The sequence below is a fragment of the Devosia sp. genome, assembly GCF_030689745.1.
Classification (GTDB): Bacteria; Pseudomonadota; Alphaproteobacteria; order Rhizobiales; family Devosiaceae; genus Devosia; species Devosia alba.
Genome location: NZ_JAUYGL010000234.1, coordinates 1 through 13,766 on the forward strand (window position 1 = coordinate 1; position 13,766 = coordinate 13,766).

Annotated in this window: 12 protein-coding genes; 5 read left to right on the forward strand and 7 right to left on the reverse strand. The window is 63.0% G+C overall.

The window, feature by feature from the left end:
- Positions 1-338 precede the first annotated feature (338 nt).
- Entirely contained in the window at positions 339-1,229 is an 891-nt protein-coding gene (locus tag Q8O80_RS20735; protein ID WP_305582902.1) for a cell wall hydrolase, read from the reverse strand.
- 365 nt (positions 1,230-1,594) lie between these two features.
- A complete protein-coding gene (locus tag Q8O80_RS20740) occupies positions 1,595-2,281 on the reverse strand; it encodes an HAD family phosphatase (RefSeq protein WP_305582904.1) in 687 nt (228 codons plus the stop codon).
- A gap of 101 nt (positions 2,282-2,382) precedes the next feature.
- On the opposite strand from Q8O80_RS20740, the gene Q8O80_RS20745 reads away from it, so the two are divergent.
- The 5 genes from Q8O80_RS20745 (at position 2,383) to Q8O80_RS20765 (ending at position 9,016) form a co-directional block, all read left to right on the forward strand.
- Complete coding sequence (locus Q8O80_RS20745; protein ID WP_305582906.1) at positions 2,383-3,789, forward strand: protein adenylyltransferase SelO; 1,407 nt, start codon at positions 2,383-2,385, stop codon at positions 3,787-3,789.
- Positions 3,790-3,800: 11 nt separating this feature from the next.
- On the forward strand, positions 3,801-4,355 hold the full coding sequence (locus Q8O80_RS20750) for a gamma carbonic anhydrase family protein (protein WP_305582909.1): 555 nt from the start codon (positions 3,801-3,803) through the stop codon (positions 4,353-4,355).
- A gap of 1 nt (position 4,356) precedes the next feature.
- The gene (locus Q8O80_RS20755; RefSeq protein ID WP_305582911.1) at positions 4,357-5,148 is read left to right on the forward strand and encodes a DeoR/GlpR family DNA-binding transcription regulator; all 792 of its coding nucleotides are present in this window, start codon (positions 4,357-4,359) and stop codon (positions 5,146-5,148) included.
- A 91-nt stretch (positions 5,149-5,239) separates the two neighbouring features.
- Entirely contained in the window at positions 5,240-7,915 is a 2,676-nt protein-coding gene (locus Q8O80_RS20760) for an EAL domain-containing protein (protein ID WP_305582913.1), read from the forward strand.
- Positions 7,916-7,981: 66 nt separating this feature from the next.
- Positions 7,982-9,016 carry a Gfo/Idh/MocA family protein gene (locus Q8O80_RS20765; RefSeq protein WP_305582916.1) on the forward strand — a complete coding sequence of 345 codons (1,035 nt, stop codon included), beginning with the start codon at positions 7,982-7,984 and terminating at the stop codon, positions 9,014-9,016.
- Positions 9,017-9,022: 6 nt separating this feature from the next.
- Here Q8O80_RS20765 and Q8O80_RS20770 read toward each other — a convergent pair whose 3' ends face one another.
- From Q8O80_RS20770 to Q8O80_RS20790, 5 genes are read right to left on the reverse strand one after another with little or no spacing between them, the layout of a single operon-like run.
- A complete protein-coding gene (locus tag Q8O80_RS20770; protein ID WP_305582918.1) occupies positions 9,023-10,069 on the reverse strand; it encodes a YihY/virulence factor BrkB family protein in 1,047 nt (348 codons plus the stop codon).
- Positions 10,070-10,108: 39 nt separating this feature from the next.
- Positions 10,109-10,954 carry an ABC transporter ATP-binding protein gene (locus tag Q8O80_RS20775; RefSeq protein WP_305582920.1) on the reverse strand — a complete coding sequence of 282 codons (846 nt, stop codon included), beginning with the start codon at positions 10,952-10,954 and terminating at the stop codon, positions 10,109-10,111.
- A complete protein-coding gene (locus Q8O80_RS20780) occupies positions 10,951-11,799 on the reverse strand; it encodes an ABC transporter ATP-binding protein (RefSeq protein ID WP_305582922.1) in 849 nt (282 codons plus the stop codon). Before Q8O80_RS20780 ends, Q8O80_RS20775 begins: the two co-directional genes overlap by 4 nt.
- Before the next feature lie 2 nt (positions 11,800-11,801).
- On the reverse strand, positions 11,802-12,716 hold the full coding sequence (locus tag Q8O80_RS20785; RefSeq protein ID WP_305582924.1) for an ABC transporter permease subunit: 915 nt from the start codon (positions 12,714-12,716) through the stop codon (positions 11,802-11,804).
- Between the two features lie 8 nt (positions 12,717-12,724).
- Positions 12,725-13,732 (reverse strand): ABC transporter permease subunit, encoded by a 1,008-nt coding sequence (locus tag Q8O80_RS20790; protein WP_305582926.1) that lies wholly within the window; start codon positions 13,730-13,732, stop codon positions 12,725-12,727.
- Between the last annotated feature and the right edge of the window lie 34 nt (positions 13,733-13,766).

The window sequence follows — 13,766 nt, forward strand, 5'->3', positions numbered from 1 at the left end:
CCCGGCGTTGACAGCAAACTGCTGACGCCGCGCCTGACCTGGGCCGATGCGGCGGCCTATGACCGCCAGGCGCTGCATCTGGCTGGCCTGTTCCGGGCCTTGTTTGAAAAGTTCGGTGATGCCGCCAATGCCGAACCGGGACCACGGATGGCGCAGGCGGCCGAATAGACCCGGATCGGCCTGCTTCGCATCGGGCCAGCTTCGCTTCACCCTCGCCCGGCCTCCCCATCAAGGGCAGGCCGGGAGGAGCGGAACAGGAACGCAGGTCCGCGAGGGGCGCGGTTCAGGCCAGGGCGGCGTACCAGCACGACGGCGCGTTCGACAGGGAGAGGATTGCCCTAGTTGGGCGAATAGAAGATGTGCGAGCCGATCTGGGCGACCGCATTGTAGGTATTGGCCCAGTTCGGGCGAACACTGGTGGTGTGGTAGTACAGCGCCGAGCGCGGCACGGCCCCAACCGATTCACCGGTGGCGAATTCAGCATAGACAGCCTGTGCCAGATCGGCCGAGCGGGCCCAGGCGCGGCGTTCGCCGGGTGCATCGGTGCGGCCGTCACAGGCGAAGGTGAACTGGCAGCGATAGCGGCCCTTGTCGGCGTTCTGGTAAATCACGCCACACAGGGTGGAGGGGAATTTGGCGGAGCGGGCGCGATTGACGATGACATTGGCCACCGCCAGCTGGCCGGCTGCGCTTTCCCCGCGCGCCTCGTGATAGATGGCCTGCGCCAGACAATCGCGCTCGGCCTCCGCATGCTCGATGCGCTTGCCGGTGGGCTGATAGCCCGCGTCGATATAGGCGGCCAGCGCGCCGCTGTTCAATGCCGGCTGCGGCGTGGTTGGTGCAGCGGTAAAACTGGCAATGGCCGAGACGGCGCTGTTGCTGCCCAAGGCGCCGCGCGCAATATAGCTCAGCAGCACGTCGGAATTGAGCGGACGCGGGGTGGCGATACCCAGCACATCGAGCGCGCGCAGCGTCTGCTGGCGCTGCACGTAATTGCTCAGCAAGGCGGGGGTCAGCGCCTGTTCGCCCGGCGCCAGTGGCACCAGCGTTGGCCCGATGGCCGGCTGGGCCCGCAGGGCGACAAGATCAGCGGGGACGGGAAGCGGGGTAACCAAGGCGAGCTGCTGGGTCTGGGCTTGGGCCGGCACGAGAGTCACAAGCAGCGCGAGCGTCATCGCGCACACGTGCCCGAGAGCACGTACAGCGTTGAGCTGCCTGGATTTCGTCATGCCCCGTCCTTACCCCTGAGCGTGTCCGGTCGTCTCCGGCGCGCCTTCGTCAGAACCCGCTGGCGAGTCCCTGGTCACTTCTGCGGGCACACTAGCCAAGCTTGGCCGCCCTGGGAAGTCAGAATTTACGACTGATTAACCATAGCCGTTAGCATCTTAAGTTACGGTTAATCGACAGGGCGGCAGATGAAAACCCTTGAAAGGCAAGGACTTGTGGTGTGGTGAAGGGGGGATGGGCCGGAAAGATAAAAGTTTACCAATTGGCGGCGCGGTCGAGGCAAGCCCCGGCGGCCCGATCATTGCCCACAGCCAAACCGCCCCGGCCAGAGGTCAGGGCACGCAGGAGCGGCAGCTCTGGCGTGGTATCAGGAGCGCTCGAACGCCGCCGCCAGGACGTGATTGAGGCTCTCCGTCACGGCAATGCCCAGTGCGCGGACCTCGTCATTGGGGTGAACCAGATCGGGCACCATCACGGTTTGCATGCCGGCAGCATGGGCGGCGCGCACGCCGGCGTGACTGTCTTCCAGCGCCAGGCAGTGCAGCGGGGCAACGCCGAGACGCCGGGCGGCGGTCAGATAGGGTTCAGGATGGGGCTTGGGCTGAATGACGTCATCGCGGGTCACGATGGTGTCGAACAGCTCGAGCAGGCCGGCGGCGCCCAGATGGGTGATGGCATGGGGCTGACGCGAGGAGGTCGCCACCGCCGTGGGGATGCCGCGGGCCCGCAGTTCGCCGACCAATTCACGGGCGCCGGGCTTGACCGGCACGCCGCCATGGCTGCGTTCGCCCATGATCAGCCGGCAGCGTTGATCAAACAGGGCATAGGGAAAGGCGACACCATAGGCTTCGACCAGCAATTGGTTGGTGCTTTCATGGCTGCCGCCAATCATCGACAGGTGGACCGCGTCAGTCATGGGGAAACCGAGCTCGTCGCAAACCTCAAATACCACGGTGCGAAAAACGCTTTCGGTGTCGAGCAGCGTGCCGTCCATGTCAAAGATCACTGCCTGGAACGGGGTCAGGCGCAAAAGGTCGGTTGGGCGTGTCATCATGGCACGATATAGGGCGATTTGCCGCGCAGTGCTAGGCGGCTGCACGAAAGGCAGGGTTGCGCGCTGGCGAACGCCAGCGGCTGTGCTAGCCTTGTGCAACCATGAGTGATTTCAAACCCGCCCGCAGCCACGAGACGCTGGGCGATGCGTTCTATGATCGTGTCGCGCCTGCCGACTTCCCGCAGACCACTCTGCGCCACCGCGACCAGCGCTGGGCCGCGCGCATGGGGCTTGATGGGCTGGGCGAAAGGCAATGGCTGGCCCATTTCGGGCGGTTCACCCCCCTGCCCGGCTCGTTCCCCGAGCCGCTGGCGCTGCGCTATCACGGACATCAGTTCCGCAGCTACAATCCGGAACTGGGCGATGGCCGCGGCTTTCTCTTCGCGCAGGGCTACGACCTGCACGACGGCCGCCTGCTCGATTTTGGCACCAAGGGCACCGGCCGCACTCCCTGGTCACGCGGCGGCGATGGCCGGCTGACACTGAAGGGTGGGGTGCGCGAGGTGCTGGCCAGCGAAATGCTCGAGGCCATGGGCGTTACTACCTCCAAGAGCTTCTCGCTGGTGGAGACCGGCGAAGCACTGCAGCGCGGCGATGAGCCATCGCCCACACGGTCGGCGGCGCTGGTGCGGCTCAGCCACAGCCATATCCGCATCGGCACGTTCCAGCGCCTGGCCTATCTCGGCGACACGGCGGGGCTGCAGCAGTTGCTCGACTACGCAATCGCCACCTATTATCCCGCGCTTGCCGATGCCGAGGACCGCGCCGCTGCCTTTCTCACTGCGGTGGCCGCCCGAGTCGCCCAGCTGGGTGCACAATATATTGCGGCTGGCTTTGTGCATGGCGTGCTCAACTCCGACAATATCAACATTACCGGGGAGAGTTTCGACTACGGTCCCTGGCGCTTCATCCCCCGCTACGATCCCGATTTCATCGCCGCCTATTTCGATGAAACGGGGCTCTACAGCTTCGGCCGCCAGCCCGATGCGCTGGCCTGGAACCTGACCCGGTTGGCGGAGTGTCTGGTGCCGCTCTCCAGCATTGCGGCACTCGAACCCGCGCTCAATACCGTGTGGCCGCAGTTCCGCGCGGCACTGCCGCTCCAGATGTTGCGGCGACTGGGGCTGCAGCCGCGCGACATCGAGAGCGACGGGGCGTTCGTCACGGCCCTGTTTGAGTTCCTGGCCGCCTCCCAGGCACCCTATGAACAGATGCTGTTTGACTGGCGCGGGGGTGGCCTCAGCGCCAAACGGGCGGCACGCAGCCCGTCGGCCGACCATTATGCGAGCGCCGCATTCCGGCCGATTGCCGATGCACTTGAAGCCTATGCTCCCAGCGAGGATGTCAATCTTGGTCACCCCTACTTTGCGCGGCCAACCCCACGCACTATGCTGATCGAAGAGGTCGAGGCGATCTGGACACCCATCGCCGAACGCGATGACTGGACGCTGTTGCAGCAGGCGCTGGCAGAGATCGCCCAGATGCGCCAAGCCTATGGCCCTGGGTGAGGAGAGACGAGATGACGCTATATGCACTGGATGGCATTGCCCCCGAGATCGCCGCCGATGTTGGCTGGATCGCGCCAAGTGCGGTCCTGATCGGTCGTGTCATCGTGCGGGCCGAGGCCGGCATCTGGTTTGGCGTGGTGGCCCGGGGCGACAATGAGGCCATCACTATTGGCGCGCGCAGCAATGTGCAGGAAAACACGGTGCTGCACACCGATATGGGCTTCCCCCTGACGATCGGCGAAGGCTGCACCATTGGCCACAAGGCGATGCTGCATGGCTGCACCATCGGTGACAATACGCTGATCGGCATGGGCGCCACCGTGCTCAATGGCGCCAAAATCGGCAAGGACTGCCTGATCGGGGCCGGCGCGTTGATTACCGAGGGCAAGGAAATTCCCGATGGCTCGCTGGTGGTCGGGGCGCCCGGCAAGGTGATCCGCGACCTCGACGAGGCGGCCATTGCCGGGCTGCGCAAATCCGCCGATGGCTATGTGCGCAATGCCAGACGCTTTGCTGCCGGCCTGGTGGATGTAACGGCGCGCCTCAATGATTTTGAACCCGCCTAGCATGGCCAATGAGACGAGCGTACGCCATCGGGAAATCCTGGAACTGGCCCGCCAGCACAACCGGGTCACGGTTGATGCGCTGGCGGCCCATTTCACGGTATCGGTGCAGACCATCCGCAAGGATCTCAACCAGCTCTGTGAGCAGCGCCAACTGACCCGCGTTCATGGTGGGGCAACCCTGCCGTCGGGCGTCGAAAATCTGGAGTACGAATCGCGCCGCCGCATCGCCGCCGACGCCAAGGAAGCCATCGGCGCGGCCGTGGCCGGGCTCATTCCCAATGGTGCGTCACTATTCATCAATATCGGCACCACCACCGAGGCGGTCAGCCAGGCGCTGCTCGATCATACGGGCTTGCTGGTGGTAACCAACAATATCAATGTGGCCAACCGCATGCGGGTCTATCCGCGCTTTGAGGTGGTCATTGCCGGTGGCGTGGTGCGCCCCTCCGATGGCGGAGTGGTGGGCGAAGCGGCGGCTGGATTTTTCTCCCAGTTCAAGGTGGACTATGCCGTGATCGGCGCCTCAGCGCTGGATGAGCAGGGGGCCCTGCTCGATTTCGACTATCGCGAGGTCAAGGTTGCGCAGGCCATCATCGCCAATGCGCGCCATGTGATCCTGGTGGCCGATCAGGGCAAGTTCAGCCGCTCGGCGCCCGTGCGCATTGCCCGGATTGACCAGATCGGCAGCTTCGTGACCGACCATTGTCCCTCCGAGAGCTTTCGTCAGCTCTGTAAAGCCGCTGGCGTTCTCCTCGTTGAGACAAGCCGGCCGCCAGCATTAGCTGAACGCTAACCACACCCCAAGCTTCCCGCCGAAAATTATCAAACAGCAATTGTCAGGCCGCATAGTCGTATCAGGCCAGAATGGCCGTCGGGATGGGCGTATGGTGGCTGGCAACGAGAAAATTGAGGGCGGACACCGCTATAGCTGGCTGCGTCCCACGCTGGTGCCGGCGCTGGTGGCTCTGATCGTGCTGGTCGCTGGTGGCATTTTTCTTGATCTGCAGAGCTCGACCATTAATCGCGCACGGGCCGAAGCACACGTACTGACCGAGTTGGCAGTGATCCGGGCCAAGCTTGAAGGCAACATCAATTCCAGCCTGCAACTGGTGCGCGGGCTGGTTTCGGTAGTCGCGACCACGCCGGACCTGACACAGGCCGAGTTTGATGCCCTGGCGGGCAATCTGCTGGAGGCGCAAAGCCAGTTGCGTTCAATCGCCATAGCGCCCGACATGATCGTCACCATGAGCTATCCGCTGGTCGGCAATGAAAGCGCCATTGGCCTGAATTACCGCCTCAATGCGGCGCAGCGCAGTTCAGCAATGCTGGCACGCGATACGGGCCAGCTCGTCTTGGCCGGACCAGTCGATCTGGTTCAAGGAGGGCGCGGCTTTATTGGACGGTTTCCGGTTCTCGTCGACAGCGCCCAGGGCCGGCGATTTTGGGGCCTGGTGTCAGCCGTCATCGATGTCGACCGGCTTTACGCAGATAGCGGCCTGACCGACCCAACACTCGACATCGAGCTGTCGCTGAGCGGCAAGGATGCGGTCGAGCAGTCGCTGGCGCCATTTTTTGGCCCCGACCTGAGCGCGCAGGCGCCGGTCTCAGCCGAAATAACCATGCCCTATGGTGCATGGACCATTTCGGCGGTTCCCAGGGGAGGCTGGTCGACGGTCTCGGACCAGAACTGGCTGATGCGTCTGGCAATCGTGGTCGCGGGCATCCTGATCCTCGTACCGATCGTGATTACCGGCCATCTGGTGGGCGAGCGCAAACTGCATTTCCTTGCCCTCAAATCGCGTGAGTCCGAGCTGAGCCGCATGTCGCGCCGGCTGGAAGTGGCCCTGAACGTCTCCAAGGTGGGCGTCTGGGAACTGGACATGGCCAGCGGTTGCGAGACCTGGGACGCTCGCACCAACGAACTTTATGGCAGGTCAGCCGATGGCGGGCCGCGTAATCATCAGGACTGGAAGGGTGCGGTGCATCCGGACGACCAGAATCGCGCCGAGGAGGAATTCCAGCGCATGATCGGTGCGGACGGCCACCATTATGAGGGCTATTACCGGGTTCTGTTGCCCGATGGCGGCCTGCGCCATGTCCGCTCCGTCGCCACGTTGCACCGCGATCCCGGATCGCCAGACAAGGTGATCGGCGCCAACTGGGATGTGACGACCGACATCGAACTCAACAGGGAACTCCAGCATGCCACCGAACGGGCCCTGGCGCACAATGCAGAACTGGAGTCGGCGCGGATCCGCATCGAGCACAATGCCCTGCATGACAGCCTGACCGGACTGCCCAATCGGCGCTATGTCGACGAAAAGCTCGAGGGGCTGGCGGCCGAGGGGTTTGGGCCCGACCAGTCAATTGCCCTGCTGCATATCGATCTGGATCGCTTCAAGCAGATCAACGATACGCTGGGGCACGCGGCTGGCGACGCCATGCTGGTGCACGCCAGTGCGGTGCTGCGGGCCAAGTGCCGGGACGGCGATTTCGTCGCCCGCATTGGTGGCGACGAATTCGTGGTGCTGACCACTGCCAATGACAGCCAGGCCGAACTGGCGGCGCTGGCCGACGCCATTGTGCGGCAGATGCGGCAGCCGGTGACCTATGAAGGCCATGAATGCCGGTTCGGCGTCAGCATCGGCATTGCCAGCGCCTGTGGCAGGGCGCTTGATGGCAGGCAATTGCTGATCAATGCCGATATTGCGCTGTATCGCGCCAAGGGGCGCGGCCGCAATTGCCATGAGTTCTTCTCGACCGCCTTGCAGGCGGAGGTGATCAATACCAACCGTGTGGCCGACGAAATTCTGAGCGGGCTGGAACGCGATGAATTCATTGCCTATTACCAGCCGCAATTTGATGCGCGCACACTCGACGTTGTCGGCGTTGAAGCTCTGGCCCGCTGGCGCCACCCTGATGGACGCATCATGACGCCTGACAGCTTCTTGCCAGTGGCCGAAGAGCTCAACGTCATGGCGACGATCGACCGGCTGATGCTGGAGCAATCGCTCGCCGCCCTGGATCGCTGGGAGGCCATGGGCCTGATCGTGCCGCGTGCCTCGGTCAATGTCTCGCTGCGCCGCCTGCATGACGAAGAGCTCATCACCAGCCTGCGCCAGCTCGACATCAGGCCCGGTCGCATCTCGTTTGAACTGGTGGAGTCGGTCTATCTGGACGATAATGATGACATCGTCAGCTGGAATATCGACCAGATCAAGGAGCTGGGCATCGATGTCGAGATCGATGATTTCGGCACGGGCTATGCCTCGATCGTCTCGCTGCAGAAACTGCGCCCGACCCGGCTCAAGATTGACCGCCAACTGGTCATGCCGATCCTCAAGGACATGCCCCAGCGCCAATTGCTGACCTCGATCATCGATATCGGCAAATCCATGGGCATCGAGGTGGTTGCTGAGGGTGTCGAGACCATGGAGCATGCCGCCATTTTGCGGGATCTGGGCTGCGATATCCTGCAGGGCTATGCGTTCGCCAAACCCCTCTGTGCGCCCGATCTGGAGCGTTTTCTTGCCGAGCAACCCTGGCGCCTGGCCAGTTAGGCGCCCTTTTCAAAGCGGCGCGCATAGTCCATTGATCGCCCCTGATGACGTTGTGGGGGAGTCAAAATGGCAGACGAACAGGGACGGTTTGCAGTCGGGGTAATCGGCGCCGGGATGGGGGCCAAGCCACATGCGCTGGCGCTGCAGTCGCTGGCCGATACCATCAATGTGCTGGGCGTCTATCGCCGTAACCGGGCCGAGCTCGACGCCTTCTGCAGCACCTATGGCTTTGCCGCTGCGCCGAGCTATCAGGCGCTGCTGGCCGATCCGCGCCTTGACGCGATACTGGTGCTGACGCCGCCCAATGCGCGCGAAGAGATTGTCGCTGCCGCAGCCAGGGCGGGCAAGCATGTGCTGCTCGAAAAGCCGGTGGAGCGCACTGTCGAGGCGGCCGAGCGGATCGTGGCGATCTGCGACAACGCCCATGTGAAGCTGGGCGTCATCTTCCAGCACCGCTTCCGCCTTGCTTCAAAATTTCTCGCCGAGGCCATTGCCGGGCAACGCTACGGCCGGCTCGAGACGGTGCATCTGGTGGTGCCATGGTGGCGTCCGCAGCAGGGCTATTATGACCAGCCCGGTCGCGGCACGATTGCCCAGGATGGTGGAGGCGTGCTGATCACCCAGGCCATCCACTCGCTTGATCTGATGCTGAGCCTGTGCGGCCCGGTCAGCGCAGTCACGGCGATGGCCGCAACAACACGGCTGCACCAGATGGAGACCGAGGATTTCGTGGCCGCCGGTCTTGAATTTGCCAATGGTGCGGTGGGCGCGCTGATGGCGACCACTGCCAATTTCCCGGGCGGGCCCGAAAGCCTGACGCTGAACTTTGCCGAGGCAGCGGCTACACTCACCGCTGGCAATCTGACGATCCACACGCGCAGTGGCGACATCATCAGTGAAGGGGAGACCAGCGAGGGGGGCGGTGGCGCCGATCCGATGGCCTTCCCCTTTGACTGGCATGCAGACCAGATTGCCGACTTCGTCGACGCGGTGCGCGATGACCGGGCACCGCTGTCGAACGGTCACACGGCGCTGCTGGTACACCGATTGATCGACGCCCTGATGCGGTCATCACGCGAGGGTCGACGGTTGCCTGTCTAGGCCAGTTCAACTTTCAGGTGGGCGCTCCTGGGACGGCACGGTCGGGGTCGTGCCGCCCCGCGCCGGCCAGCGCTCGCCCACGGTATCGGCCACAAACGCGCCCCGCTGGCCAATGGGCATGGCGGCGCCGGTGGTCGAATCCCTGGCAGTCTGGTGTTCAATCTCGGAATTGAGTGAGCCACCCAGGATGACGATGGTGATCGACAGCCACATCCAGGTCAGCATGCCCACCACGGCACTCAGTGAACCATAGGTGGCGCTGTAATGGGAGATATTGGCCGCATACCAGGAAAACAGCGCGGACGTTGACAGAATAGCCAGGGCCGCAAACAGACTGCCGGGGGTAATCCAGCGCCAGCGCGCCTCCTGTCGGCTCGGCCCCCAGCGATATAGCGCCGATATGGCGAGCAGCAGAAACACCAGCAGCACGGCATAGGCGCCCAGCTGAACCAGCCATTCCGAGCGCGACAGCCACAGCAGGCTGAGCAGCACGGGCAGCACCAGGACGACGCTGAGCATAATGATGGTGAGCACCAGGCCACCCAGAATGAAGATCAGGGCCAGCACATTGATGGCGAGCAGATTGCGCTTCTCCTGTTCGCCATAGACCACGTTCATGGCTTCAAACAGCGCCTTGATGCTGGCGCCGGCGCTCCACAGTGCAATGCCCAGAGACAGCAGCAGCGTGATACCCAGGGAACGATCGTCCTGGCTGGTCAGCCGCACCAATTGCTCCCGGATGATGTCGAGCCCCCCGTCAGGGACGATGCCGGCAAGCAGGTTGAGTTGCTTGACCACGCTGGTGGCATCGTTGAGCAGGCCATAGGCCATCACGAACAGGCTCAATGACGGCACCAGTGCGAGCAGCAGGAAATAGGTTACACCCGCCGCCGTCAGCGGCACCCGGTTGTCATTGAACCCCACGACCAGACGATAGGCGATATCTTTCCAGCCGCGCCAGGGAATGGCGCCAGGCCTGGTGGCCTGGCGTCCCCGGTGGTGTTGCCGGGCGCGCTGGTGCTGGCTGTGCTCGATCATGGCAGCGTAACGCATGAAACCGGCTGGTGGCTCCATGGCAATACGATGAAAGGATCAGGCGGGCAGGGCAGCCTTGGCGGCGAGGCGACGCCGAATGCTTGCCACATCGGCTTTGGGCGTCGCGGCAAACAGGGTCTGGGTGTAGGCGTGCTGGGGATTGTCGAACACGGCCTGGCGGCTGCCATGCTCCACCACATCGCCGAAATACATCACCATCACCTCGTCGGCGATATAACGCACCACGCTCAGATCATGGCTGATGAAGACATAGGTCAGGCCGAACTCGTCCTGCAGATCCTTGAGCAGGTTGAGGATCTGCGCCTGCACCGACAGGTCGAGGGCCGAAACCGGCTCATCGAGTACCAGAAAACTCGGATTGAGCATCAGCGCGCGGGCGATGGCGATACGCTGGCGCTGGCCGCCGGAAAACATGTGCGGATAGCGGTTGAAATGCTCGGGCGCCAGACCGACCTTGAGCAGCATCGCCATGGCCTTCTGCCGCCGCTCGTCATTGCCCATATCGGTATTGAGCAGCAATGGCTCGGCCAGCACGTCGCCAATCTTCTGGCGCGGATTGAGCGAGCCATAGGGGTTCTGAAATACGATCTGCACCTTCTGGCGCATCGCCTTGGTGACGCCATGGGTCTTGTCGACGATCTCGCCGTCGATCAGGATATCACCCGCAGTCTGCTGGTCGATCAGGGTGATCATGCGCGCCAGGGTGGATTTGCCGCAACCGCTTTCGCCGACCACGGCCAGCGTCTTGCCCTTGGTCAGTGTGAAATTCACACTCTTGACGGCGTGAACCACCTTGGCCGGCCTGAACAGGCCGCCGCCGGTGACATAGTCGCGCGTCAGATTGCGGACTTCGAGAACGGGAGGAATAGCCGCGTTGCTCATGGCGTGCTCCCCAGTTCATCGGCAAAATCGTAATCGGCCACTGTGGGCAGGCGGTCGCCTACGGCGTTCTCGGGCAGAGCCGACAGCAGGGCGCGGGTGTAGCGGGATTTGGGCTGTTCAAACAGCGTCAGCACATCGGCCTCTTCCATCTTGTGGCCCTTGTACTGCACGATGACGCGGTCGGCGGTCTCGGCGACGACGCCCATGTCATGGGTAATCATGATCAGGCCCATGCCGGTATCGACCTGCAACTGCACCAGCAGGTCCAGAATCTGGCGCTGGATGGTGACGTCAAGCGCGGTGGTCGGCTCGTCGGCAATCAGCAGTTTGGGATTGCAGGCAATGGCCATGGCGATCATCACACGCTGGCACTGGCCACCACTCATCTGGTGCGGGAAGGCGCCGATGCGTTCGGCCCCGTCACGGATGCCGACCATCAGCAACAGTTCGATCGCGCGATCGCGGGCGGCACGACCCGTCAGCCCCATGTGGCGGCTCAGCACTTCCTCGATCTGGAAGCCGACGGTGAAGCAGGGATTGAGGCTCGCCACCGGCTCCTGGAAAATCATGGCGATATCCTTGCCGATGATCTTGCGTTTGTCGGCCGGGTCCATATTGAGCAGATCGATGCCTTCAAATTCCATCTTGTCGGCGGTCACGGTAGCGGTGGGGGGCAGCAGCCCCATCACCGCCAGCATGGCCACGGACTTGCCCGAGCCGGACTCCCCGACAATGGCCAGCACTTCGCGGCCATCGACCGACACATCAATGCCGTCAACGGCCTTGAACAGGCCGATGGAGGTATCGAACGATACCGACAGATTCTTGATTTCGAGCAGGGGCATGGTCAGCTCCTCTTGAGCTTGGGATCGAGCGCGTCGCGCAATCCGTCGCCAACAAGATTGATGGCCAGCACTGTGACAAGGATCGCCAGGCCCGGGAAAGTCACCACCCACCAGGCACGCAGAATGAACTGGCGCGCTTCGGCGAGCATGGTGCCCCATTCGGGGGTTGGCGGCTGAGCGCCCAGGCCCAGAAAGCCCAGCGCCGCAGCATCGAGAATGGCACTGGAAAAGCTCAGCGTCGCCTGCACGATCAAGGGCGCCAGGCAATTGGGCAGAATGGTCTTGAACATCAGCCGCAAATGGCTGGCACCGGCAACGCGGGCCGAGGTTACATAGTCCTTGCCGATCTCTCCCAGCACGGCCGAGCGGGTCAGGCGCACAAAGTGGGGCTGCAGCACCAGGGAGATGGCTATCATCATGTTGAGCAGGCCGGGGCCTAGGATGGCCACCAGAACCAGCGCCAGCAGCAGCGAGGGAAAGGCCAGGATCAGGTCCATCAGCCGCATGAGCACCGTATCAACCCAGCCGCCGGCATAACCGGCAATCAGCCCGACAATGATGCCGACGGTCAGCGAGATGGTCACCACGACGGCGCCGATCAGCAGCGAATACTGCGAACCGTGAATCAGCCGCGACAGTATATCGCGACCCACCGCATCGGTGCCGAGCAGGAATTCGGGCCGCCCGCCTGGCAGCCAGGATGGCGGTGACAACAGGGCGTCACGATACTGCTGGATCGGCGAATGCGGCGCGAGCCACTGCGCGAAAATGGCCGTCAGCACCAGCAGGATGAAGACGACGAGGCCGATGACAGCCCCGCGATTGACGGAGAAGTAATACCAGAACTCGCGCAATTGGATCAGCTTGCTGATCTTGGGTGCGGCGTTCGGATCGGCGACGATAACGGGAGTGGACATGTCGCCTCCTAAGTGTGCCGGATACGCGGATTGATGAGCCCGTAGAGCACATCGACGATGAGATTGACCGCCATGACAATCAGGGCAATCAGCAGCAGGCCCGCCTGCACCACCGGATAATCGCGGCGGGAAATCGCATCAATCATCCACTTGCCGATCCCGGGCCAGGAAAAGATGGTTTCCGTGAGGATGGCGCCCGCCATCATCACCCCGACCTGCAGACCGATGGTGGTGACCACCGGGATCAGCGCGTTGCGCAGGGCGTGCACGCCGATGACCTGATGGGGAGCCAGCCCCTTGGCGCGCGCGGTGCGCACATAGTCGTCACCCAGCACTTCGAGCATGGCCGAGCGGGTCTGCCGGGCGATGACCGCGAGCGGGATGGTGCCCAGTGTTACTGTTGGCAGGATGAGGTGGCGCATCGCCGAAACGAAGGCGCCGTCCTGCCCTGAAAGCAGGGCATCGATGGTCATGAAACCCGTCGTTGCCGGGAAATAGTACAGCATGTCAATGCGGCCGGACACCGGAGTCCAGCCCAGCATGCCTGAAAAGAAGATGATCAGCAGCAGGCCCAGCCAGAAGATGGGCATGGAATAGCCGACCAGGGCGGTGCCCATCAGCGTCTGGTCATACCAGGAACCGCGCTTGACAGCGGCGATGACGCCAGCCGGAATGCCGAGCAGGATGGCAAAGCTGATTGCGAAGAATGACAGCTCCAGCGTCGCCGGAAAAAGCGTCAGGAAGTCCCGGATCACCGGACGTTTGGTGGAAACCGAGGTGCCGAAATCACCCTGGAATATCCCCGACAAATAGCTCCAATACTGCTCCCAGATCGGCCGGTTATAGCCGAACTGCTCGAGCAACATCTGGTAACGTTCGGGGGATACGCCGCGTTCACCGGCGATGAGCAGCACCGGATCACCCGGCAGCACGCGAACGAAGGCAAAGGCAAGAATGGTTATGCCGATGAAGGTCGGCACAATCAGGAACAGGCGATTCAGAAGGAATCGGATCATTGATGCTATCCGTTAGCAGAGGACGGCGCCGCAG

Bases quoted from the DNA above. Each gene is read 5' to 3' on its own strand.
- Q8O80_RS20765 (WP_305582916.1), top strand. From the start codon at position 7,982: ATGGCAGACGAACAGGGACGGTTTGCAGTCGGGGTAATCGGCGCCGGG.
- Q8O80_RS20750 (WP_305582909.1), top strand. From the start codon at position 3,801: ATGACGCTATATGCACTGGATGGCATTGCCCCCGAGATCGCCGCCGAT.
- Q8O80_RS20745 (WP_305582906.1), top strand. From the start codon at position 2,383: ATGAGTGATTTCAAACCCGCCCGCAGCCACGAGACGCTGGGCGATGCG.
- Q8O80_RS20780 (WP_305582922.1), bottom strand. From the start codon at position 11,799: ATGCCCCTGCTCGAAATCAAGAATCTGTCGGTATCGTTCGATACCTCC.
- Q8O80_RS20790 (WP_305582926.1), bottom strand. From the start codon at position 13,732: ATGATCCGATTCCTTCTGAATCGCCTGTTCCTGATTGTGCCGACCTTC.
- Q8O80_RS20785 (WP_305582924.1), bottom strand. From the start codon at position 12,716: ATGTCCACTCCCGTTATCGTCGCCGATCCGAACGCCGCACCCAAGATC.
- Q8O80_RS20740 (WP_305582904.1), bottom strand. From the start codon at position 2,281: ATGATGACACGCCCAACCGACCTTTTGCGCCTGACCCCGTTCCAGGCA.
- Q8O80_RS20775 (WP_305582920.1), bottom strand. From the start codon at position 10,954: ATGAGCAACGCGGCTATTCCTCCCGTTCTCGAAGTCCGCAATCTGACG.
- Q8O80_RS20735 (WP_305582902.1), bottom strand. From the start codon at position 1,229: ATGACGAAATCCAGGCAGCTCAACGCTGTACGTGCTCTCGGGCACGTG.
- Q8O80_RS20770 (WP_305582918.1), bottom strand. From the start codon at position 10,069: ATGCGTTACGCTGCCATGATCGAGCACAGCCAGCACCAGCGCGCCCGG.
- Q8O80_RS20760 (WP_305582913.1), top strand. From the start codon at position 5,240: ATGGTGGCTGGCAACGAGAAAATTGAGGGCGGACACCGCTATAGCTGG.
- Q8O80_RS20755 (WP_305582911.1), top strand. From the start codon at position 4,357: ATGGCCAATGAGACGAGCGTACGCCATCGGGAAATCCTGGAACTGGCC.